Origin of the sequence: Streptomyces sp. PT12 (genome assembly GCF_003311645.1) — a bacterium.
In the GTDB taxonomy this organism is placed as follows: domain Bacteria; phylum Actinomycetota; class Actinomycetes; order Streptomycetales; family Streptomycetaceae; genus Streptomyces.
In genome coordinates this window covers 23,957-45,641 of the sequence record NZ_QEST01000142.1, presented here as the reverse complement: position 1 = coordinate 45,641, position 21,685 = coordinate 23,957, and the positions used below count along the sequence as shown (strand labels likewise).

Genomic DNA, 21,685 nt, shown 5'->3' with positions numbered 1-21,685 from the left:
AGGGGGCCGGGCCGGCGGTCCGTGGCGGGGATCCGCCGGGACGATTCACCACGGAACGGAATCGCGGGGGAGGACGTTCACTCATCGGGCGGCGCCCCTGCCGCCCTTCCGGAGGAGGTGTCGACAATGTCCCGTGGTGCGAAGATCGCCGTCGGCGGGGTGGCCGTTGGCCTGGTGCTGTGGATCCTGACGAGCTTCTGGATCGCGGCCCTGGTGATGCTCGGCGTCCCGGCGGCGGCCTATCTCCTGCTCGACCCCGCCCAGCGAAGGCGGCTGCGACGGGTCGGGCGCAAGGAGCTCGGCCGCTGACTTCCCTCAGGGCCCCGCGCCCTCATGCTCGACCCGGTGGCTGAGCTCACCGGATGAAACGGTACGGTCCCTTCCGGATAGCGGTACCGCACAGGTGGTTGCCCACAGCCTCTTCCTGGGGAAGGCTGACACAGCAGTCGCCTTACGAGAAGGGGGAGCTGGGGATGGCACTGAGCACCACGCTTGACTGGCTGCTGGACGATCTGGCGCAACGGCTGCCGCGTGTGCGGCACGTTCTGCTGCTGTCGAGCGACGGATTGGTCACGTCGGTGAGTCGAGGGCTCAAGCGCAGCAGCGCCGAGCACCTGGCCGCTGTCGCCTCGGGGCTGCACAGCCTTGCCAAGGGGGTCGGGGAGCACTTCAAGGCCGGGGACGTCCGGCAGACCATGATCGAGTTCGACGACGGCGTCCTCTTTGTCACGGCCGCGGGGGACGGCAGCTGTCTGTGCGTGCTGGCCGGCGCCGACGCGGACATCGGCCAGGTCGGCTATGAGATGACCCTCCTGGTGAACAAGGTGGGCGAGCACATGGGACTGGCGGCCAGGGACCTCCCCTGACCGCCCCTCGCGAGCACTCTCCGTGAAAGTTGGCTACGGAGGGTTGCCGTGGGTGGGCTCTCGTGGCACTCTGGTTACTGACAGTGATCGGAGCTGCTTCGGGAGGATCCCATGTCCGCATCGCACGCATCGCACGCATCGCACACCATGACCGCGACGAGGACCGCGACGAGGACCGCGACGAGGACCGCGACGAGGACCGCGACTTTGGCCACGGCGACCGTGACCGCGACCGCCCGGCGTGAGGGCGGGTCCGTCGCCGTCCGCCGGGCGGCCCAGGAGCTGGGCCTGCGCCCCGCCGAGCTGGACGCCGCCGTCCGGCTCGGCCAGGTGGCCACGGTGGGCTCTCGCATTCCCTGGCGCCGCCAGGTGCCGCGCTCCGAGCTCGACAGGCTCCGCTCCGACGACGGCTTCCCCGCCGCCCTCAGGGAGCGCTCCCTCCTGGTGAACGCGACGGCGGGCGCCCGCCTGATGGGCATCGCGCCGGGCCGCCTCGCCCGGCTGGCCCGGTGCGGCTGCTTCAGCCCGGTCGACGTCCGGCTGAATCACCACCGGGTGATCGTCTGGCGGTATGTGGCGGCCGAGTTGAAGACCTTCGCCCGGGAGTCCCCCGCGCTGCTCAGCGGGCCCGTCCCCGAGGAGATGCGCCGCGCCCTGGCGGCCGGGAGGGACGCCCGCCCACGCCGCTGGCGGCACCGCCGCACCGCACAGCTCGTTCGGCAGGCCACGACGGCCTGGCAGCGGGCGGCCGCCTTCGCCGCCGTCCTTGAGCCACCCACCCTGGCGTTCGACGTCCCCGACCCCGGCGAGCGCGCCCTGCTATGCCGCCTCCGCCCACCACTGATCGACCCGCCGCTGGCCGCCGAGCACGCCGATGTCGTCGGCGCGCTGCTCACCGCGAGCGACCCCGAGGAGGCCCGCCCCTATCGCACGCGGCTGCGCGCCGCCCTGGCCGAGGCGCGCCAGGAGCGAGCGCCCAGCCTCACAGCTGACCGACGTCGACGACCTTGAGCACCGCCCGGCCCTCCGCGTCGGACGCGGTCAGGTCGACCTCGGCCGAGATGCCCCAGTCGTGGTCGCCCGCGGGATCGGCGAAGGTCTGCCGCACCCGCCACAGGCCGTCCTCCGGGCGCTCCTCGATCGTGAGGAGCCGCGGGCCGCGCGCGTCGGGCCCCGTGCCCAGCTCGTCGTACTCCTGCCAGTAGGCATCCATCGCCTCCGCCCAGGCGTCGGCGTCCCAGCCGGACTCGCCGTCGAGCTCGCCCAGCTCGTCGACCCGGTCGAGGGCGGCCAGCTCCACCCGGCGGAAGAGCGCATTGCGCACCAGCACCCTGAAGGCGCGCGCGTTGGCCGTCACCGGCCGCACCTGATCGGCGCGGTCCTGTGCCTCGGTGGCGTCCTCCGTCTCCGGGTTCGCCAGCTGCTCCCACTCGTCGAGCAGGCTGGAGTCCACCTGGCGGACCAGCTCCCCCAGCCAGGCGGTGATGTCCTGGAAGTCCTCCGACTTGAGATCCTCCGGCACCGTGTGCTCCAACGCCTTGTAGGCGCCCGCCAGATAGCGCAGCACGATGCCCTCGGTACGCGCCAGTTCGTAGTACGAGACGAACTCCGAGAACGTCATCGCCCGCTCGTACATGTCACGGACCACCGACTTGGGGGAGAGAGGATGATCACCCACCCAGGGATGGCTCTTGCGGTAGACGCCGAACGCATGGAACAGCAGCTCGTCCAGCGGACGGGGGTGGCTGATGTCCATCAGCCGCTCCATCCGCTCCTCGTACTCCACGCCCTCCGCCTTCATCGCGGCGACGGCCTCGCCACGCGCCTTGTTCTGCTGGGCGGCCAGGATCTGCCGCGGGTCGTCGAGCGTGGACTCCACCACCGAGACCATGTCGAGCGCATAGGAAGGGGAGGCGGGGTCGAGCAGCTCGAACGCCGCGAGGGCGAACGTCGAAAGCGGCTGGTTGAGGGCGAAGTCCGCCTGGAGGTCGACCGTCAGCCGCACGATGCGGCCCTGGCCGTCCGGCTCGTCGAGGCGCTCGACGATGCCGCCGTCCAGCAGCGAGCGGTAGATGGCGATGGCCCGCCTGATGTGGCGCAGCTGCTGCCTGCGTGGCTCGTGGTTGTCCTCAAGCAGCCGCCGCATCGCGTCGAAGGCGTTGCCCGGGCGGGCGATGATGGACAGCAGCATCGTGTGCGTCACGCGGAAGCGCGACGTCAGCTGCTCGGGCTCGGCGGCGATGAGCCGCTGGAAGGTCTCCTCGCCCCAGTTGACAAAGCCCTCAGGAGGTTTCTTGCGCACCACCTTCCGCCGCTTCTTCGGATCGTCACCGGCCTTCGCCAGCGCCTTCTCGTTCTCCACCACATGGTCAGGCGCCTGTGCCACGACAAACCCCGACGTGTCGAAGCCCGCCCGTCCCGCCCGCCCCGCGATCTGGTGGAACTCCCGAGCGCGCAGCACCCGCACCCGGCTCCCGTCATACTTGGTGAGCGCGGTGAACAGCACGGTCCTGATGGGCACGTTGACGCCCACGCCCAGGGTGTCGGTGCCGCAGATCACCTTCAGCAGCCCGGCCTGCGCCAGCTTCTCCACCAGCCGCCGGTATTTCGGGAGCATCCCCGCGTGGTGCACCCCGATGCCATGCCTGACATAGCGGCTGAGGTTCCGGCCGAAGCGCGTGGTGAAGCGGAAGTTCCCGATGAGAGCGGCGATCTCGTCCTTCTCCTGCCGCGTGCACATGTTGATGCTCATCAGCGCCTGCGCCCGCTCGACCGCCTGCGCCTGCGTGAAGTGCACGATATACACCGGCGATTGATGGGTCTCCAGCAGCTCCGTCAGCGTCTCCGTCAGCGCCGTCGCACGGTACTCGTAGCTCAGCGGCACCGGGCGGGTGGCGGAGCGCACCACCGTCGTCGGCCGCCCCGTGCGACGCGTCAGATCCTCCTCGAAGCGCGTCACATCGCCCAGCGTCGCGGACATGAGGACGAACTGCGCCTGCGGCAGCTCGAGCAGCGGGATCTGCCACGCCCAGCCCCGGTCCGGCTCCGCATAGAAGTGGAACTCATCCATCACCACCTGGCCGATGTCCGCCTGCGCGCCGTCTCGCAGCGCGATCGACGCCAGCACCTCGGCCGTGCAGCAGATCACGGGGGCGTCCGCGTTGACGGACGCGTCACCGGTGAGCATCCCGACGTTCTCCGTGCCGAACAGCTTGCACAGATCGAAGAACTTCTCGGAGACCAGGGCCTTGATCGGCGCCGTGTAGAACGTCACCTCGTCCCGGGCCAGCGCGGCGAAGTGCGCGCCCGCCGCCACCAGCGACTTGCCCGAGCCCGTGGGCGTGGACAGGATGACGTTCGCGCCCGAGACCACCTCGATCAGCGCCTCCTCCTGAGCGGGATACAGGGAGATCCCCCGCTCGGCCGCCCACGACGCGAAGGCGTCGAAAAGGGCATCGGGGTCGCTGTCCGTCGGCATCTGATCGATGAGGGTCACCGCTCCATACTGCCCGCTACCACCTCCTCCACGGGAACCACCCCGACATCCGAAGATCGCTTGAGGCTACGCTGTGCGGCCGACGGAGACTCAACAGCGTTGCGAGAACGGGGCGGAGCCATGATGGGACCGGCGCACTCACTGTCCGGAGCGATGGCCTGGTTGGGTGTGGGGGCGGCCGCCGCCGCGCTGGATCGCCCCATGCCGTGGCAGGTGCTCCTCGCGGGCGCGCTGATCTGCGCCGGGGCGGCGCTCGCCCCGGATCTTGATCACAAGTCGGCCACGATCTCCCGGGCGTTCGGGCCGATCTCGAAGATGCTGGCCGGGGTCATCGACAAGCTCTCCGAGACGGTCTACAACGCCACCCGCGGGCGGCGGGACCGGCGCCGCACCGGCGGGCACCGCACCCTGACCCACACCTGGATATGGGCCGTCCTGCTGGGCGCGGGGTTCTCCTTCGCCGCGGTCGCCTGGGGCCGTTGGGCGGTCCTGGTGACGCTGTTCATCCACATGGTGCTCGCCGTGGAGGGCCTGCTGTGGCGCATGGCTAGGGTCTCGAGCGACGTCCTGGTGTGGATGCTCGGCGCCACCAGCGCCTGGCTGCTGGCCGAGGTTCTTGACCAGCCCGGGAACGGCTCGGACTGGCTGTTCGACGGCGAGCCCTATCTGTGGATCGGGCTGCCCATCGTGCTGGGGTCGATCGTCCACACGCTCGGCGACTCCATCACGGTCTCCGGCTGCCCGATGTTCTGGCCCCTCTCGATAGCGGGCCGCCGCTGGTACCCGGCCGGGCCGCCCCGGTTCATGCGCTTCCGCGCCGGGGCCTGGGTGGAGAGCAGGGTGCTGATGCCCGCCTTCATGCTGATAGGCGCGGCCAGCGGCGTGGGGGCCGTCGTCCTCGCGGCCTGACCACGCCGCCCGGCCGAGCCGGTGGCGGGCGGCGGCGTCAGCCGTGCCAGGAGCGCCACAGCGCCGCGTAGGCGCCGTCTGCCGCCACCAGCTCGTCATGGCTGCCCAGCTCGCTGATGCGCCCGTCCTCGACCACCGCGATCACATCCGCGTCGTGCGCCGTGTGCAGCCGGTGGGCAATGGCGATCACCGTCCTGCCCTCGAGCACCCGCGCCAGGGAGCGCTCCAGGTGACGGGCCGCCCGCGGGTCGAGCAGCGATGTCGCCTCGTCGAGCACCAGCGTGTGGGGATCGGCGAGCACGAGCCGGGCCAGCGCGATCTGCTGGGCCTGCGCCGGGGACACGCTCAGCGCCCCTGAGCCCACCTCGCTGTCGAGACCGTCCGGCAGATCACGCGCCCACTCGTCCGCGTCGACCGCCGCGAGCGCCGCCCACAGCTCAGCGTCGGTGGCACCCGGCGAGGCCAGCAGGAGGTTGTCGCGCAGCGGCCCGACGAACACGTGATGCTCCTGGTTCACCAGCGCCACCTGCTCCCTGACCCGCTCCGCCGTCATCCCCGCGAGCCGCGCCCCGCCCAGCGTCACCTCGCCGGTGCGCGGGGCGTAGATCCCCGCAAGCAGCCGCCCCAGGGTCGACTTGCCCGCGCCCGAGGGCCCGACCAACGCCATCCGCGTGCCGGGCGCCACATCGAGGGAGACCTCGTGCAGCACGTCCCTGCCCGCCATGTAGCCGAAGCACACCTGCTCGGCCGTCAGCTCGCGGCCATCGGGCGACAGCGACGCGTCCCCCGCGTCGTCCTCGACCTCCCGCACGCCCACAAGACGCGCCAGCGACACCTGGGCCACCTGGAGCTCGTCCAGCCACCGCAGGATCATCCCGACCGGCTCGACCAGCATCTGGGACAGCAGCGCCCCCGTGGTCAGCTGGCCCACCGTCATCCACCCCTGGAGGACGAACGAGCCGCCGATCAGCAGCACGCCGCTGAGGATGACCGCGTGGTAGACGTTGATGGCCGGGATCAGGACCGACCGCAGCCACAGTGTGTACCGCTCCCAGGCCGTCCACTCCTTCACCCGCCGGTCCGAGAGCCTGACCCGCTGCCCCTCGAGCCGGTGCGCCTCGATCGTCCGCCCGGCGTCCACCGTCTCCGCGAGCGCCGCGGCCACCGCCGCGTAGCCCGCCGCCTCCGACCGGTATCCGGCACCCGCCCGCTTGAAGTACCAGCGGCAGACGACGTACATCGGCGGCATGGCGATCAGCACGGCGAGGCCGAGCGCGGGCGCCGTCACCACGATCCCGCCGAGCAGCAGCCCCGCCCACACCACGGCGATGGACATCTGCGGCACGGCCTCGCGCATCGCCTTGGCCAGCCGGTCCACATCCGTGTTGACCCGGGCCAGCAGGTCGCCCGTCCCGGCCCGTTCCAGCACGCCGGGCGGCAGGCCCACCGAGCGGACCAGGAAGTCCTCCCGCAGATCGGCCAGCATCCGCTCGCCGAGCACGGCCCCGCGCAGCCGCACCATCCGCACGAAGAACGCCTGCACCACGAGCGCCGCGGCGAACAGGGCTATCGTGCGGCCGATGTCCAGATCCCGCTCCCCGTCGGCGAGGTCCTGGACCACGCCGCCCAGCAGATAGGGGCCCACCATCGAGGCGCCCACCGCCACGGCGTTGATCACCATGAGCGTCGTGAAGCCGCGCCGGTGCCGCCTCAGCAGCTCCCGCGCATAGGTGCGCACGGTCTCACGCCCGGCCACCGGCAGGGTGGTCGCGTGCTCCGTGGACGCCGGGTCGTACTCCGGCGGCCTGACGCCGATCATGCGGTCTCCTCGGCCAGATAGGCGGGTTCGGGCTCCCGGGTGATGACGGCCCGGTAGCCGGGGACGGTGCGCAGCAGCTCCCGATGGGGAGCGGTGGCGACCACGGTGCCCTCCTGCACGAAGGCCACCTGGTCCGCCATGTCGAGCAGCAGCGGGCTCGAGGTGAACACCACCGTGGTCCGCCCGGCCCGCAGCGCGCCGAGGCCCGCGGCGATCCGGGCCTCGGTGTGCGAGTCCACGGCCGATGTCGGCTCGTCGAGCACCAGCACCTCGGGGTCGGTGATCAGGGACCTGGCCAGCGCGAGCCGTTGCCGCTGCCCACCGGAGAGCGAACGCCCCCGCTCGGTGATCCGGGTCCGCATCGGGTCGCCGCTGCCGTCCGTCGACGCCTGCGCCAGCGCCGTGAGCACGTCATGACACTGCGCCGTGCGCAGCGCCTCGCCCGGCGACACCCGCCCGGTGGACGGAACGGCCAGCAGCTCATCCAACGTCCCCGAGAGCAGCACCGGGTCCTTGTCCTGCACCAGAACGGCCGTCCTGGCGGCGGCCAGCGGCACCTCGTTCAGCGGAACACCGCCGAGCTGGGCCGAAGGCTGCCCCTCCCCGCTCGGCGGGTGGCCGCCAAGGCGCTCGGCCAGCCGCTCGGCGAGGTTCGGGTCGCCGCACACCACCGCGGTCAGCAGCCCCCTGACCGCGTGCAGCCCCGTGGCCGGGTCGCGCAGGTCGCCGGTCAACGGCGCGTCGAGCGCCGTCACCGCCCCGCCGGGCCACTCCCTGCGCAGCCCGAGCACCCGCACCGCCCGCTTGGCCGAGGGCCGAGAGAAGGTGAACGCCATGGCCGTCTCCTGGAAGAGCCGCAGCGGGAACAGCAGAAAGGTCACCGCGCCGTACACGGTGACCAACTCGCCCGCGGTGATGTTCCCGTCGAGCGCCAGCCGGGTGCCCTGCCAGACGATCGCGATCATCAGCAGCCCCGGCATCACCACCTGGAGCGCGTCGATCAGCGACCACATGCGGGCGTTGTGCACGGAGGCCGCGCGCACCTCCTGCGAGGCGCGCCGGTAGCGGTCGAGGAACAGCTCCTCGCCGCCGATGCCCCGCAGCACCCGCAGCCCGGCCACCGTGTCGGACGCCAGCTCGGTGGCCCGCCCCGACCTCGCGCGCTCGCGGTCGGCGCGCCGGGTGGCGGCGGGTAGCAGGGGCCAGACGCTCAGCACCACGGCGGCCACGCCGCCGAGCACCAGGAGCCCGAGCCCGGGTTCGAAGACGATCAGGCCCGTGCAGACGGCGAGCGCCACGATCACCCCCGCGGCGAAACGGGAGAACGTCTCGACGAACCAGCCGATCTTCTCCACGTCCCCGGTCGAGACCTTGACGACCTCGCCCGCGGCCACCTGGCGGGTCAGCACCCCGCCGAGCTCGGCCGTGCGGCGGGCGAGGAGCTGCTGGACGCGGGCGGCCGCGGTGATCCAGTTGGTCACCGCGACGCGGTGCAGCATCGTGTCGGCGAAGGCCATGACGACCGTGATGATCAGCATGAACAGCCCCGTCAGGGCGAGACGGCCGCCCGAGCCGTCCACGGCGGCCTGGATGGCCAGGCCCATGGTGACCGGCAGCCCCGCGATGGCCGCCATGTGCAGGGTGCCCCAGCCCATGGCCTTGAGCTGGCCACCGAGCTGCTGGCGGAAGAGCCAGAGGAGGAAGCGGAATCCGGACCGTACGTCGGGGTCGCCGGGGTCGGGATACGGAAGGTCGCGAATCTGCATGACATCCCAGAGTCAGTGCGGGAGAAGGCGGACAACCTGCCAAGAGTCGGGGTCGTCCATGCCGAATTTCAACGGGTTTTCCCCCCATCCGAACAGAACGCGTCATCTCTCGCAACCCTTCTGACCTGCCCCGCGGCCGGTCATCGCGCCCCCTGCCCCGCGGACGCACGCGTGTCCGAAAAGTGATGCGTGGCCGAGCGTTTCGGGGAAGGGTGGGGAGCGCCGTCCGGTGGCCACGGCGGCATGCGTCCACGACCGGGAGGGGTGCCGCGCCTGCCGGAGGGCCAGGACAGCGACGAGTTCAGGCCGCATGCCGTCATCGCCATGGAAAACGTTTATCCGTCGGGCCCGCCCGTGCCCGCACGACCCGTCGGCGATCCGCCGGGGCCCCCGTCGCGAGGCGGGGATCAGGCTCCGCAACGCCGCCGGCGGCGCCCGGCGCGGGCGTCCGCGTCCTTAGGCGAGCCCGGAGTTCAACCAACGAAGCCGGGAGGGGCGTTGACCGGCACCGATGGCGCCGTTCCCGTTCACTTCCCTGCGCCCGGTGGGGCGTTGGGGAGGCACGCGGGGGTTTCCCCGTTTGAAAAAGGAATGCGCCGGGTGTTGACGGGACGGTGACGCCCTTCCACTATGAGGGTCATTACCGTCGGGTGGGAGCGCTCCCATTGGTCGCGCGGGGCGACGCTTCCGCCCGGCGGTGGTTCTCGTACCGACGACAAGGATCGAGAAGGGCCGCGAAGATGCCACCCCCCCACGTGTTGACCACCGCGTGCCAGGTCGCCTGGCGCGGTGGGCTGTCGCCCGGATGTGACGGCCGGGCGGGGCCGGACGAGCAGGAGCCGACAGAGTCGACGGCCGGGCCGGCCGATCGGCGCGGCGAGGATCGCCGTCCGCTGCTCCGCGAGTGGATTCAGGAAGTCAACGACCTCAGCGCGTTCAACCGGCGCAGCCGGGGAACGGGTCTGTGACCTGACGGCGCTCGCCGTCAGGTCCTGCCCTGGCGGTCTTCGAAGACCGCCGGGACAGGACCTGGTCGCCAGGACTCGTCGAACGAACGCGACCCCCGCCGCCCGCCGATGGTGCGAGCCGCTCCGGACCCCCTGCGGGAGGGGGTGTCCGGTGGGTGAGCGGGTGCCGCCCGCGACGCCGCTGTAAGGGACGAACAGGGGTGAAGCGGACCCCGCCCCGGATGACCGTGCCGACGGGTCGTGAAGTCATCCGGGGCGGGTGTGGCGTTTTCGAATGGTCCGCCTTTGAGGTGGGAAGCGTTCGGGTATTGACGAGGGCATGGCAAGTCCGGACCATGTAGGCTGCCGCCGCCGGGTGGGAGCGCTCCCAGTTCGACTGTCGACCACCCATCCGGGGTGGCCCCCGACAGTCACCACCCGGCGGCGGTTTCCACGTGGTCGACACCCATCGAGAAGGGCCTCTCGAATGTCACCCACCGCACAACCACCACCGCCGAGAACAGGCAGACGAACGCGTCCTCGCCGTCGGCCGCGGGTCCTCGTGTCGGGGCTCGCCACGGCCGCGGTCACGGGCGCGTTACTGGTCCCCCTCACGGTCAGCGGCGCGCACGCCGCCGCACCGACGCAAGCACAGGCATCGACACAGGCACAGGCACAGGCACCGGCACAGTCTTTGGCACAGGCACCGGCGCGGGAACCGGTCCGGGAGCCCGCGTTCAACTACGCCGAGGCGCTCCAGAAGTCGATGTTCTTCTACGAGGCGCAGCGCTCAGGCGCCCTGCCCGACGACAACCGCGTCTCCTGGCGCGGCGACTCCGCCCTCGACGACGGCGCGGATGTCGGCCTCGACCTCACCGGGGGCTGGTACGACGCGGGCGACCACGTGAAGTTCGGCCTGCCGATGGCCGCCTCCGCGACGATGCTCGCCTGGGGCGGCCTCGCCGCCCGCGAGGGCTATGAGCGCGCGGGTCAGTGGGAGCACCTGAGGGACAACCTCCGCTGGGTGAACGACTACTTCATCCGCGCCCACCCCGAGCCCGACGTCCTCTACGCGCAGGTCGGCGACGGCCACGAGGACCACCGCTGGTGGGGCCCGGCCGAGGTCATGCGGATGGAGCGCCCCGCCCACCGCGTGGACGCCGACTGCCCCGGGTCCGATGTCGCGGGCGAGACGGCCGCCGCCATGGCGTCCTCCTCGCTGCTGTTCGCCGAGGACGACCCGGACTACGCGGCCACGCTGGTGCGGCACGCGGAGGAGCTGTACGCGTTCGCCGACACCCACCGCGGCGACTACTCGGACTGCGTCCCGGCGGGCGACTTCTACCGCTCGTGGTCGGGTCACCAGGACGAGCTGGTCTGGGGCGCCTACTGGCTCTACAAGGCCACGGGCGACGCCGCCTACCTGGAGAAGGCCGAGGCCGAATACCAGCTCCTCGGCACCGAGCCGGGGACCAGCACGCGCAGCTACCGCTGGACGATCGCGTGGGACAACAAGCAGTACGGCGCCTACGCGCTGCTCGCGATGGAGACCGGCGACCCCGTCTACATGGCCGACGCGGCCCGCTGGCTCGACTACTGGACCACGGGCGTGGACGGCCAGCGTGTGCCCTACTCGCCCGGCGGCCAGGCGGTCCTGGACACGTGGGGCTCGCTGCGCTACGCGGCCAACACGTCGTTCGTCGCCCTGGTCTACGCGGACTGGCTCGAGGCGACCGACCCGGAAGCGGCGCGGCGCTACCGGGAGTTCGGCGAGCGGCAGATCGACTACGCCCTCGGCGACAACCCCCGCTCGTCCAGCTACGTGGTCGGCTTCGGCGAGAACCCCCCGCAGAACCCCCACCACCGCACCGCGCACGGCTCATGGACCGACCAGCTCACCGAGCCGGTCGAGACCCGGCACGTGCTCTACGGCGCGCTCGTCGGCGGCCCCGGCTCGGCGAACGACCAGTACACCGACAGCCGCCAGGACTATGTGGCCAACGAGGTGGCCACCGACTACAACGCCGCGTTCTCCGGCGCGCTGGCCCATCTGACGGCCCGCCGCGGCGGAACGCCGCTCGCCGACTTCCCGCCCGAGGAGGAGCCGGACGGCGCGGAGATGTCCGTCGAGGGCGCGCGCAACGCGACGGGCGCCACCTTCACCGAGATCAGGTCGATCATCCGCAACCGCTCCGCGTGGCCGGCGCGGGCGCTGGACGGGGCGACCCTACGCTACTGGTTCACCCTCGACCCGGGCGTCGACCCGTCCTCGATCGAGGTGACCACCCACTACACCGAGTGCCCCGAGGCGACCGCGGGCGTGCACCAGGCGTCCGGCGACCTCTACTACGCCGAGCTCGACTGCTCGGGACGGCTCATCGACCCGGGCGGCCAGTCCCAGCACCGCGCGGAGGTGCAGTTCCGCCTGGACGGCGGCGCGGGCTGGGACCCGGCGAACGACTGGTCCCACCAGGGCATCGGCGACGCGCTCGCCGACGCCGATCACATCACCCTGTACGACAACGGCGCGCTCATCTGGGGCACCGAGCCCGGGGCCGTCGCCGACAACCCGATCGCCACCTCGGAGGGAGCGCAGTCATGACCGCTCAGGAATCTTCGCTGACGGCCGGAGCGCGTCCCGGCACCCCGAAGGCCGGCTCGGTCACGGGGTCGGGGCCCACCCCGGCGGACAGGGCGCTCGCCGCGCTGCGCATCGCCACGGGGATCGTCTTCCTGTGGGCCTTCCTCGACAAGGCGTTCGGCTTCGGCTACGCCACGTCATCGGAGAACGCCTGGATCAACGGCGGCCAGCCCGCGGCGGGTTACCTCGGCAGCGTCGCCGGTGGCCCGATGGAGTCCACGTACAACGCGTGGGCCGGGGACGTGTGGGTGGACTGGATGTACATGGCGGGGATGCTGGGCCTCGGCCTGGCCCTGGTCGCGGGCATCGGCCTACGGGTGACGGCCGTGGCGGGGACGCTGATGATGGTGTTCCTGTGGGCCGGGGAGTTCCCGCCCGCCAAGCACCTGTCGGACGGCACGCCCACGATGTCGGCCAACCCCGTGGTGGACCACCACGTCGTCTACGCCGTCGCCATGATCGTCGCGGCGGCCTGCTCGGCCGGGCGCGTCTGGGGCCTGGGCCGCGCCTGGGAACGGCTGCCGCTGGTGCGCCGCTTCCCCTGGCTCCGGTGATCCGGGGCACCGCATGACCGCGGGTGCGCGGGGGGTGGGTGATGGCCTCCCCGCGCACCCGCTCTCAATGCCGCCCGCGTCCTCGCGGGGTGTCGTGTCGTGCGTCAGGCGCGCACGGGCTGCCGGGCCGTCAGAACTGCACGTCCGAGCAGGCGTAGAACGCGTTGCCCGTGTCGGCGACGTCCCATACGGCCAGGATCAGGTGCTTGCCCGACTTGCCGCTGGGGATGGTGCCCGTGTGGCTCTCGGTGGCGTCCGGCTGCGCGCCGTTCTTCGACACGGTCAGGAACGGCTGCGACTCCAGGTGCGAGCGCCGCAGGGGTTCGTTCGGGTCGTAGCTGTCGTTGGTGATGTAGTAGCGGAAGTCCGTGGTGCTGTGGCGGGCCGTGATGTTCCAGGTGAAGGTGTACTGCTGGCCGCCGCTGAGCTGTGTGGCGGGCCAGGCGCCGCCGCGCGGGTCGTCCAGCGGGGAGAACCGCGAGTTGCCGCCGGCGCAGATCGAGCCGTCGGCGGGTCCGGCGGCGGGGAAGCCCTTGGGCCCCTCGACGCTCTGCGGCTCCCACTGGATGCCGCCGCAGTCGGTGACCGTGCCCTCGGCACAGTGGCTCTGACGGCTCTGGGCCGTCGTGGTGTATCCGTGGGCGTTGGCCGTCCCACTGGTGCCGAGCACCGTGACGGCCATCAGTCCCGCGCCTATGAGGGCGGCTGAGATCCTTGTGCGCATGCTTCTCTCCGGAAGGTTGTGGGGGATAGCGCTCCGTTGCCGCTGCGGTCTAGACCAAATGCGACGGTACTGCCCGTGAAAAGTCATGTCCAGACCAATGAACGTCCGGGTAATCGATATCTCCCGGGTCTCTCCCGGCCCTTGGTTTCACTCGGCACATCTGGGTACCCGTCAGATCCGCATCGCGGAAGACGGATCGACGACCAGATCGACGCCAGATCGACGCCAGACCGACGCCAGACCGACGCCAGACCGACGCAAGGACACCCACGAGCGAGCCGAGGAGCGAGGCATGGACACCATGGAACGGGAGACGGCGACGCGCGAGCGGATCTTCGACGAGGTGCACATCGGCAAGGGCGTCCGCCCCATCGCGCAGCACGGCTATGTGACCGTGGCCCACGGCCATGTGACCCTGCGGGGCTCGGACCGCCGGCGGATCGCCGGCGCGCCCCTGAGCCGGGTCGAGGCGTCGAGGGTGCGGTTCACGGGCGGCAAGACGCTCGCCCTGCGGATCGACGGCACCAGGTACAACGTGTCGCCCCGGTGGGGCGACCGCTCGGGGCGCTTTCTGCGCCCCGGCCCGGGACACCCCGAGGATGTCGAGCGCGCGGCCGGCGAGCTGCTGCGCCTGATCGAGTCAGGGGGCGCCGCCGCCTGAGGGCGACCTGAGGGCGACCTGAGGGCGACCTGAGGGCGACGGCGCGATCCCTCACTCCTTGACGGACCCCGCGTTTGCCCCGCGCACGAAGTGCCGCTGGAAGACGAAGAACAGCACGGCGACCGGGATGGTGGCGAGCGCCGCGGCGGCCAGCTTGAGCGGATACTGCGTACCGCTGCCAAGACCACCGGCGACGAACCGCGCGAGACCGGTGGTCAGCGTCTCGTACTGGCTCGACTGCGTGGACACGAGGAAGTGCGTGAACTCGTTCCACGACCCCTGGAACGACATGATCGTCAGGGTGATCAACGCGGGCCGTGCCATCGGCAGCACCACCGACCAGTAGGTTCGCAGGACCCCGGCCCCGTCGATCCTGGCGGCCTCCTCGACCTCCCGCGGGATCGACTCGAAGAACTGCTTCATGATGAAGATCCCCGCCGCGTCCACCAGCAGCGGTATCACCATCCCCGCGTAGGTGTCGAACATCCCGAAGGTGTTGAGCACCAGAAACCTCGGGATCAGCAGCACCACGTTGGGCACCGCCATGATGGCGAGCAGCAGCACGAAGAGCGCTCGTCGTCCGCGGAACGGCAGCCGCGCGAGCGCGTAGCCCGCCAGCGAGTCGAACACCACGCGGCCCGTGGTGACCAGCACGGTGACCAGGGCCGAGTTCCCGAGCCAGCGCATGAACGGCACGCTGTCGCCCGACTCGCTCAGCCCGAACAGCCGCTCGTAGGCGGCCGTGCTCGGCGGCGAAGGCCACAGGCTCAGCGGGTTCGCCGCCGCGTCCGGGTCCGTCTTGAAGCTGGTCACGGCCTGGAGCACGAACGGCAGGATGTACAGCAGCGCGAGGCAGCCCACGAGCGTGTACCCGAGCAGGCGCCACGGCGCGGGGAAGCGGCCGACCGCGGGGGAGCCGCGCCGGGCGCGCTCCTGGGCGCGCGACTCGCGCCGGGTGGGGGCGGTCGTCGTCATCGCGTCCTCCCGAAGCGCGCGTTCCGCTCGCGCAGCAGCCAGCGCTGCACCCCGGTGCAGACCAGGATGATCCCGAACAGCACAAAAGCGATCGCCGCGCCCTGGCCGTAGTCGGCCTCCCCGAAGCCGGACTGATAGGAGAGGTACGCGGGCGTGAGCGTCGTGTTGCCAGGGGCGCCCTGACCCATGATGTAGACCATGTCGAACACCTGCCAGCTGCCGATCAGCGCCAGGGTGAGCACCAGGAAGAGCACCGGGCGCAGCGCGGGCAGGATGACGTGCCACAGCAGCTCGCGGCGGCTCACGCCGTCGAGCGCCGCGGCCTCCTCCAGCTCCTGCGGCACGTTCTGGAGCGCGGCCAGGAAGATCAGCATGAACGTTCCGGAGCTGGTCCAGATCAGCAGGAACAGCAGCGTGCACATCGCCACCGAGGGGCCGGAGAGCCACTCGAACCACGTCAGCCCGAGAAAGCCCTGCTCCGCCAGGAACCCGCTCGGCCGGTCCGGATCGACCACGCCGAGCGCCCCGAGGACGACCCACACCACCCCGCGGGCGTCGGCGAACCAGTTGGGCCCCTCGACCCCGACCCACGACAGCAGGCTGTTGACGGCGCCGCTGCCCTGGAAGAGGAAGAGGAACACCGTCGAGACGGCGATCGCGCTGGTCACCGACGGGAAGTAGAACGTGGTGCGCAGCAGCCCACGGCCGCGTATCAGGCGCTGGTTGACGATGAGCGCGAGGCCGAGGGACAGCGCGGTCGCCACCGGGACGTAGATCAGCACGAAGTAGGCGTTGTTGCGCAGCGACGTGGCGAACAGCGTCCGGTCGAGGCCGTCCTCGGTGAACAGCTCCCGGTAGTTGTCCAGGCCGACGAAGTCGGCCCGGCCCCCGGTGAACGGGTTCGACTGGCCGTCCCACTCGAGCAGGCTGACCCACAGCGCCATCAGGATCGGCAGCAGCAGGAACAGCCCGAGCACCAGGGTGGCGGGGCTGACGAAGAGCCAGCCCCACAGGGCCCGCCGGTCCCCGCGCGGCACGGCGCCGCGCGGGGACCGGCGGAGAGCCGCCGTCGGGATCACTGGTTCTCCTCGAGCGCGGCCTCGCCGTAGCGCTGGAGGTCGGACAGCATGTCGCGCGGGTCGGCGGTGCGCAGGGACTCGAGGTCCGTGTTGAACTGCGCGAGCACCCGGTCGAAGCCCCGCAGCGTGACGGGCCCTTGGACCCACTCGCCGCTGGCGCCCCACGCCTCGTCCTCGGGGTGGTCGGCGAGGTACTCGTCGGCCGCGCTCTGCCGGGACGGGATCGCGCCGAACGCGTCACCCATCGCGATCTGCTGCTCCGCCCGCGTCAGGAACTCCACGAGCTCCACGGCCGTGTCGCGCCGCGGGCTCTCCTGGGCGACGCCCCAGCAGTTGGTGAACGCCAGGGTGCCGGGGCCCGCGGGCCCCTCGGGCAGCGGCACGACCGCGTACTCGACGTCCGGGTAGTCGGCCTCCATGCCGCCCGCCAGCCAGCTGCCCTCGATCGTCATGGCGGCCCGGCCCTCGCCGAACGCCTCACCGGCCCAGCCCGCGTCCACGTCGGAGGCGTACGTGAGCGAGCCGTCGTTGAGCATGCCCCGCACGAAGTCCAGGGCCTCGGCGTTCTCGTCGGAGTCGGCCGTCACCTCGGTCTGGTCCGCGTTGGTGACCCAGCCGCCCGCCTGCTTCATGAACGCCCCGAGCCGCTGGTATTCGTTGCTGGTCACCAGGCCCGTGACATCGCCCTGGGTCAGCTCGGCCGCGACGGATGACAGCTGCTCCCATGTGGTGGGGTAGTCCGCGTCGGTGAGCCCGGCCTCCTGCCACAGCGCCGTGTTGATGACGAGGGCGAGCGACGAGGTGTCCTTCGGCACGCACACCAGCTCCCCTTCGTGCGTGAACGACTGGCGAAGCGTCGGCGAGAAGTCCTCCACGTCGGATATCCGCTCGCCATAGGGGTGGAGCGAGCCGCCCTGGGCGTAGTTGGCGAACTGGCTCGAGTCCACGTAGAAGACGTCGGGCGGGTTGCCGCCCGCGAGCGCCTGGCCGAGCTGCTGGTTCATGTCCTGGGCCACCTCGACGGTGACCGTGTTGCCCGACTCCTCCTCGTAGGCCGCGGCGGCGGCCTCGACGGCGCCCGTCTCGGCCTCGCCCGAGGTGGCGATCAGGACGGTGAGGCTCTGACTGCCCTCGGTGTCCTCCTGCGCGGTGTCCTCGTCCTCACCGAAGCTGGAGGAGCAGGCCGTGGCGGCCAGCATGGCTATGCCACACGCGGTGGCGCTCAGCGTTCTCCTGGTGTGCATGGGATGTCGTTCCTCCAAGGAAGGCGTGTCAACGCGGGCTGTGCGACTCATCGGTTGCCCGGCTGTCGGGACCGCGGGGGGCCGCGGTCCGTGGGGCTGTGGCGCGTGGGGGCGCCGTGCTGTCGCGGGGGACGAGCGAGGGGGCGAGCAGCAGGTTCTCGGCGGCTCGTGAGGGATCGGCGATGCGGGCGAGCAGCAGCCGGACGCACTCGCGCCCGACGGCCGCCATCGGCTGGTCGACGCTGGTGAGGCTGGGGGAGACCAGGGCCGCGGCGGGGGAGTCGTCGAACCCGACGACCGACACGTCCTCGCCAGGACTCTGGCCGCGCTCGCGCAGCGCGCGATAGCAGCCCATGGCCAGGGTGTCGCTCGCGGCCACCACGGCGGTCACGCCCGAGTCGAGCAACGGGCCCACGGCGGCCGCCGCCGGGGTCACCTCGTCCTCGCTCTCGGCCCGCCGCCCGCGCACGGTCAGCCCGTGCCGACGCATGGCGTCACGCCAGCCGCCCGCCCGGTCGTCGCCCGCGCCCGAGCCGCGCGGCCAGCCGAGGAACCCGATGCGGTCGTGGCCGAGTTCGACGAGGTGGTCCACCGCGGCGGCCGTGCCCCGCGCGCCGTCGACGTCGACCCAGTCCCCTATCTGACGCCCTGACCACGGCCGGCCGAACGCCGCAAAGGGCACACCATGCTTTTCCAGCCACGCCTGACGGGGGTCGCCCCTGTGGGTGTCGCTGAGAACGAAGCCGTCGACGCTGTAGGTGTCGAGCAGCTCGCGATAGGCGTCCATCGGCTCGGGGGCGTTCGGCGGGGGAGACGCGAACAGCAGGATGCGGTGCCCCGCCTCCTGGGCGGTCTGGGACAGCGCGTGCAGGAAGCGGTCCATGACCGGCGTCGAACGGTCCACATCGACCGGCTGGATGCCATAGCCGATCAGGCGGCTCGACTTGGTGCGCAGCGTCTGGGCGGCCCGGTGTGGCCGGTACCCCATGGTGTCGATGGCCTGGCGCACCCGCGCCAGGGTCTCGGGGCGCAGCAGCTCGGGCGCGTTGATCGCGTTGGACACCGTCTGCGGGGAGACGCCCGCCCGGCGCGCGACCATGGCGAGCGTCACACCGCTCCCCCTCTCCTGCGGGCGCCCTTGCGCTGTGCCCATGGGGTCTCTCCAGGTGTCGAGATGCCGAACTTTCGCTTGCTGATTGGAGCGTTCAAATGGCGTTGCCAGCAGGCTGAAGTGCATCTACATTCTTTGGAACGCTCCAATGGCTCAGAAGATTGGTGTCCCCGCTCATGAGTGTCAAGTCCCCGGACGGAAGTCGACCGGTGGAGAGCGGCGCGGAGCCCACCGCGGGCCTCCAGCCGTTTCTGCACGACGCCTGCGTCACGCTGTACGCGCCGAGCTTCGCCGTCTCCCGCCCTGACGGGCAGCTGAGCGGGGGCGCCGACGGCTTCTACCACGGCGACCGGCGCGCCCTGTCGCGGCTCGAAGTGGCCGTCGAGGGCGTCGCGTTGGCGTCGGTGGGCGGCGGGGTCCAGGGCGCCGACCGCGCCGTCTTCCGATCGGTGCTGCGCGGGGTCGCCGAGGCCACGCCCGACCCGGCCGTCACCCTGATACGGGCCCGCGCCATCGCCCCCGGGCGCCTGACCGAGCGCCTCGACGTGGTCAACTCGGGGGCGCTGCCCGCCGAGGTCACGCTGATCGTCGCGGCCGAGACCGACTTGGCGCCCATGGAGCGCGTCAAGTCCGGCGCGGTCTTGCGCCCCGTGCTCGGGGAGGTCGCGCTCGGCGCCCTCGCCTGGTCAGGCCCCGACCTCGCCGTGCGGCTGACCGCGACGCCCGCGCCCGACGCGCCCACCCCGGCCGCCCCGCTGCGCTGGCGGATCGCGCTCGCGCCGGGCGAGCGCTGGAGCGCCGAACTCCTGTGCGCGGCCGAGGAGTCCACGCCCCCGCTGTTCCCGCCCGCCGCCCCTGGCAGCACCCCATGGCGACGCCCCCGGCTGGTGAGCGCCGACCGCCGTTTCGACCGCTGGGTGGACCAGTCCCACGACGACATCGAACGGCTCCTGCTGGCCGACCCCGAGCGCCCGGCCGACCTCTTCGTGGCCGCGGGGGCCCCCTGGTTCGCCACGCTCTTCGGCCGCGACGCGCTGTGGGCCGCCCGCATGCTGCTGCCGCTCGGCACGTCGCTCGCGGCGGGCACCCTGCGCACCCTCGCCCGCCGCCAGGGCACGAGCCACGAAGCCGAGACGCAGGAGCAGCCTGGCAAGATCCTGCACGAGGTGCGCCACGCCCAGGGCGACCGGCGGGGCCCGGGACTCTCGCTCCCGCCGCGGTACTTCGGCACGGTCGACGCCACCCCGCTGTGGGTGTGCCTGCTGCACGACGCCTGGCGCTGGGGCCTTCCCGCCGACGAGGTCGAGGCGCTGCTGCCGCACGCCGAGGCTGCCCTCGGCTGGATGCGGGACCACGCCGACGCGGACGGCGACGGCTTCATCGAGTACATCGACACGACGGGCCGCGGCCTGGCGAACCAGGGCTGGAAGGACTCGGGCGACAGCATCCGCTTCCGCGACGGCCGCCAGGCCGAGGCGCCGATCGCCCTGTGCGAGGTGCAGGCATACGCCTACGAGGCGGCCCAGGGCGCGGCCGCGCTGCTGCGGGCGTTCGACAGACCCGGCGCCGACCGCTGGGAGGAGTGGGCCCAACGCCTCAAGTCCCGCTTCAGGGAACGCTTCTGGGTCCAGGACACGCACGGCCCCTATCCCGCGGTCGCGCTGGATGCCGAGAAGCGGCCGGTCGACTCGGTCACCTCGGGCTTCGGGCACCTGCTCGGCACCGGGCTGCTCGACCCGGAGGAGAGCGCCCTGCTGGCCCGCCGCCTCGCGGGCCCCGACCTGGACGCGGGTTTCGGCCTTCGCACCCTGAGCGCCACGTCCGGCGGCTTCAACCCCCTCGGCTACCACACCGGTTCGATCTGGCCGCACGACACGGCCATCGCGGTGCACGGCCTGGCCAGGGCGGGCTTCCCCGACGCCGCGGCGTCGCTTGCCGCCGGGCTGATCCGCGCCTCCGACTCCTTCGGCGCCCGGCTGCCCGAGCTGTTCGCGGGCTATGGCGCCGACGAGAGCCGCCACCCCGCGCCCTACCCCGCCTCGTGCCACCCCCAGGCGTGGGCCGCCGCGTCGTCCGTGCACGTGCTGCGGTCGCTGCTCGGCCTTGAGGCCGACGCCCCCGGCGGCACCCTGACCGTCGCCGCCCGTATCGGCCACGACCTGGCGCCCCTGCGCCTGACCGGCCTCGCGGTGGGGGGCGCCCCGCTGTCGCTCGCCGTCAGGGCCGACGGCACGGTCGACATCGAGGCCCCGGCCGGGATCGCCGTGCACCGTTCGCGGGCGGACGCCGTGCGCGGGAGCCGAGCGGGCTGACGTAGCCTCGCGGCATGGACGGGACGGCACTGCCCGGGGGGTTCGTCAACGAGGTGGTCGGGGTCGGCGCGACGGTGCGCCGCCCGGCCCCTGAGCGGGCGGCGTTCGTGCGGGGGCCGCTTGGCCTCTTCGAGCGGCACCGCTGGCCCGGCGCGCCCAGGTTCAGGGGCGTGACCGCCAGGATTCGCGAGGCGCACGCCTGGGTCGCCGCCCACCGCCGCGCGCTCACCCCCTGACGCCCGTGCGGGCGGCGGGAGTTCACGCGGCGCGCGTGGCGATGCCGGGGTAGGAGAGGACCAGGCCCGAGGAGGCGTAGACCAGGCGGCAGGCGAAGTCGAACGCCGGGGCGTGGTAGTCGTACCGCGTCGTGTCGTCGCCCCCGTCGCTCGTGTCGCCCTCGTCGGCGGCGCGGACATAGGTCTGCTCAAGGCGCTCGACGGAGAGGTCGCGCGCGCGGACATGGGCGGCGGGGGCCCCGGTCGCCACGCCGAGGGGCGGGGCGAAGCTCATGGTCTCTCCTCGGGGCGGGCCGGTACCGCGTGCCAGGACGTTCTGACCCCCGGCACCGACACCACCCGTGG

20 protein-coding genes are annotated in these 21,685 nt (G+C 72.1%); 11 read left to right on the top strand and 9 right to left on the bottom strand.

Going from position 1 to position 21,685, the window contains the following annotated elements; genetic code table 11:
• Positions 1–126: 126 nt before the first annotated feature.
• The 4 genes from DEH69_RS16490 (at position 127) to DEH69_RS16480 (ending at position 1,877) form a co-directional block, all read left to right on the top strand.
• Positions 127–309, top strand: coding sequence for a hypothetical protein (locus DEH69_RS16490; RefSeq protein WP_113687750.1), 183 nt, complete (start codon positions 127–129; stop codon positions 307–309).
• Positions 310–473: 164 nt separating this feature from the next.
• Complete coding sequence (locus DEH69_RS16485) at positions 474–866, top strand: roadblock/LC7 domain-containing protein (protein WP_113687749.1); 393 nt, start codon at positions 474–476, stop codon at positions 864–866.
• Between the two features lie 62 nt (positions 867–928).
• Positions 929–1,111, top strand: coding sequence for a hypothetical protein (locus tag DEH69_RS31025; protein ID WP_147255627.1), 183 nt, complete (start codon positions 929–931; stop codon positions 1,109–1,111).
• On the top strand, positions 1,089–1,877 hold the full coding sequence (locus tag DEH69_RS16480) for a DUF6397 family protein (RefSeq protein ID WP_113687748.1): 789 nt from the start codon (positions 1,089–1,091) through the stop codon (positions 1,875–1,877). The genes DEH69_RS31025 and DEH69_RS16480 overlap by 23 nt, the downstream gene beginning before the upstream one ends.
• On the opposite strand, the gene DEH69_RS16475 is transcribed toward DEH69_RS16480, so the two are convergent.
• Positions 1,849–4,362 carry an RNA helicase gene (locus DEH69_RS16475; protein WP_113687747.1) on the bottom strand — a complete coding sequence of 838 codons (2,514 nt, stop codon included), beginning with the start codon at positions 4,360–4,362 and terminating at the stop codon, positions 1,849–1,851. The two genes, DEH69_RS16480 and DEH69_RS16475, sit on opposite strands and share 29 nt — an antisense overlap.
• Positions 4,363–4,482: 120 nt before the next feature.
• Here DEH69_RS16475 and DEH69_RS16470 point away from each other — a divergent pair, with 120 nt between their 5' ends.
• Entirely contained in the window at positions 4,483–5,271 is a 789-nt protein-coding gene (locus tag DEH69_RS16470; protein WP_113687746.1) for a metal-dependent hydrolase, read from the top strand.
• 37 nt (positions 5,272–5,308) lie between these two features.
• Here DEH69_RS16470 and DEH69_RS16465 read toward each other — a convergent pair whose 3' ends face one another.
• On the bottom strand, positions 5,309–7,090 hold the full coding sequence (locus DEH69_RS16465; protein ID WP_113687745.1) for an ABC transporter ATP-binding protein: 1,782 nt from the start codon (positions 7,088–7,090) through the stop codon (positions 5,309–5,311).
• Positions 7,087–8,856, bottom strand: coding sequence for an ABC transporter ATP-binding protein (locus tag DEH69_RS16460; protein ID WP_113687744.1), 1,770 nt, complete (start codon positions 8,854–8,856; stop codon positions 7,087–7,089). Before DEH69_RS16460 ends, DEH69_RS16465 begins: the two co-directional genes overlap by 4 nt.
• A gap of 755 nt (positions 8,857–9,611) precedes the next feature.
• Here DEH69_RS16460 and DEH69_RS32100 point away from each other — a divergent pair.
• The 3 genes from DEH69_RS32100 to DEH69_RS16445 all read left to right on the top strand — a co-directional run bounded on the left by DEH69_RS32100 (position 9,612) and on the right by DEH69_RS16445 (position 12,998).
• A complete protein-coding gene (locus DEH69_RS32100; RefSeq protein ID WP_113687743.1) occupies positions 9,612–9,824 on the top strand; it encodes a hypothetical protein in 213 nt (70 codons plus the stop codon).
• A gap of 673 nt (positions 9,825–10,497) precedes the next feature.
• Positions 10,498–12,405, top strand: coding sequence for a glycoside hydrolase family 9 protein (locus tag DEH69_RS16450; RefSeq protein ID WP_258534714.1), 1,908 nt, complete (start codon positions 10,498–10,500; stop codon positions 12,403–12,405).
• Positions 12,402–12,998, top strand: a complete 597-nt coding sequence (locus tag DEH69_RS16445) for a DoxX family membrane protein (protein ID WP_113687741.1) — start codon at positions 12,402–12,404, stop codon at positions 12,996–12,998. The genes DEH69_RS16450 and DEH69_RS16445 overlap by 4 nt, the downstream gene beginning before the upstream one ends.
• A 130-nt stretch (positions 12,999–13,128) precedes the next feature.
• Here the strand turns inward: DEH69_RS16445 and DEH69_RS16440 are convergent, their stop codons facing one another.
• Entirely contained in the window at positions 13,129–13,722 is a 594-nt protein-coding gene (locus tag DEH69_RS16440) for a lytic polysaccharide monooxygenase (protein ID WP_113687740.1), read from the bottom strand.
• Positions 13,723–14,014: 292 nt separating this feature from the next.
• On the opposite strand from DEH69_RS16440, the gene DEH69_RS16435 reads away from it, so the two are divergent.
• Complete coding sequence (locus tag DEH69_RS16435) at positions 14,015–14,383, top strand: hypothetical protein (RefSeq protein WP_113687739.1); 369 nt, start codon at positions 14,015–14,017, stop codon at positions 14,381–14,383.
• Positions 14,384–14,434: 51 nt separating this feature from the next.
• Here the strand turns inward: DEH69_RS16435 and DEH69_RS16430 are convergent, their stop codons facing one another.
• From DEH69_RS16430 to DEH69_RS16415, 4 genes are read right to left on the bottom strand one after another with little or no spacing between them, the layout of a single operon-like run.
• Positions 14,435–15,358: a carbohydrate ABC transporter permease gene (locus DEH69_RS16430; protein ID WP_113687738.1), complete on the bottom strand. Its 924-nt coding sequence runs from the start codon at positions 15,356–15,358 to the stop codon at positions 14,435–14,437.
• A complete protein-coding gene (locus tag DEH69_RS16425) occupies positions 15,355–16,437 on the bottom strand; it encodes a carbohydrate ABC transporter permease (RefSeq protein WP_258534713.1) in 1,083 nt (360 codons plus the stop codon). The genes DEH69_RS16430 and DEH69_RS16425 overlap by 4 nt, the downstream gene beginning before the upstream one ends.
• Complete coding sequence (locus DEH69_RS16420) at positions 16,434–17,681, bottom strand: extracellular solute-binding protein (RefSeq protein ID WP_113687737.1); 1,248 nt, start codon at positions 17,679–17,681, stop codon at positions 16,434–16,436. Before DEH69_RS16420 ends, DEH69_RS16425 begins: the two co-directional genes overlap by 4 nt.
• 28 nt (positions 17,682–17,709) lie before the next feature.
• The gene (locus tag DEH69_RS16415; protein WP_309302824.1) at positions 17,710–18,792 is read right to left on the bottom strand and encodes a LacI family DNA-binding transcriptional regulator; all 1,083 of its coding nucleotides are present in this window, start codon (positions 18,790–18,792) and stop codon (positions 17,710–17,712) included.
• Positions 18,793–18,968: 176 nt separating this feature from the next.
• Here DEH69_RS16415 and DEH69_RS16410 point away from each other — a divergent pair, with 176 nt between their 5' ends.
• Positions 18,969–21,104, top strand: a complete 2,136-nt coding sequence (locus tag DEH69_RS16410) for a glycogen debranching N-terminal domain-containing protein (protein WP_113687735.1) — start codon at positions 18,969–18,971, stop codon at positions 21,102–21,104.
• 14 nt (positions 21,105–21,118) lie between these two features.
• Positions 21,119–21,340: a hypothetical protein gene (locus tag DEH69_RS16405; protein WP_113687734.1), complete on the top strand. Its 222-nt coding sequence runs from the start codon at positions 21,119–21,121 to the stop codon at positions 21,338–21,340.
• Between the two features lie 22 nt (positions 21,341–21,362).
• Here the strand turns inward: DEH69_RS16405 and DEH69_RS16400 are convergent, their stop codons facing one another.
• Complete coding sequence (locus tag DEH69_RS16400; protein ID WP_113687733.1) at positions 21,363–21,614, bottom strand: putative glycolipid-binding domain-containing protein; 252 nt, start codon at positions 21,612–21,614, stop codon at positions 21,363–21,365.
• Positions 21,615–21,685: the final 71 nt, after the last annotated feature.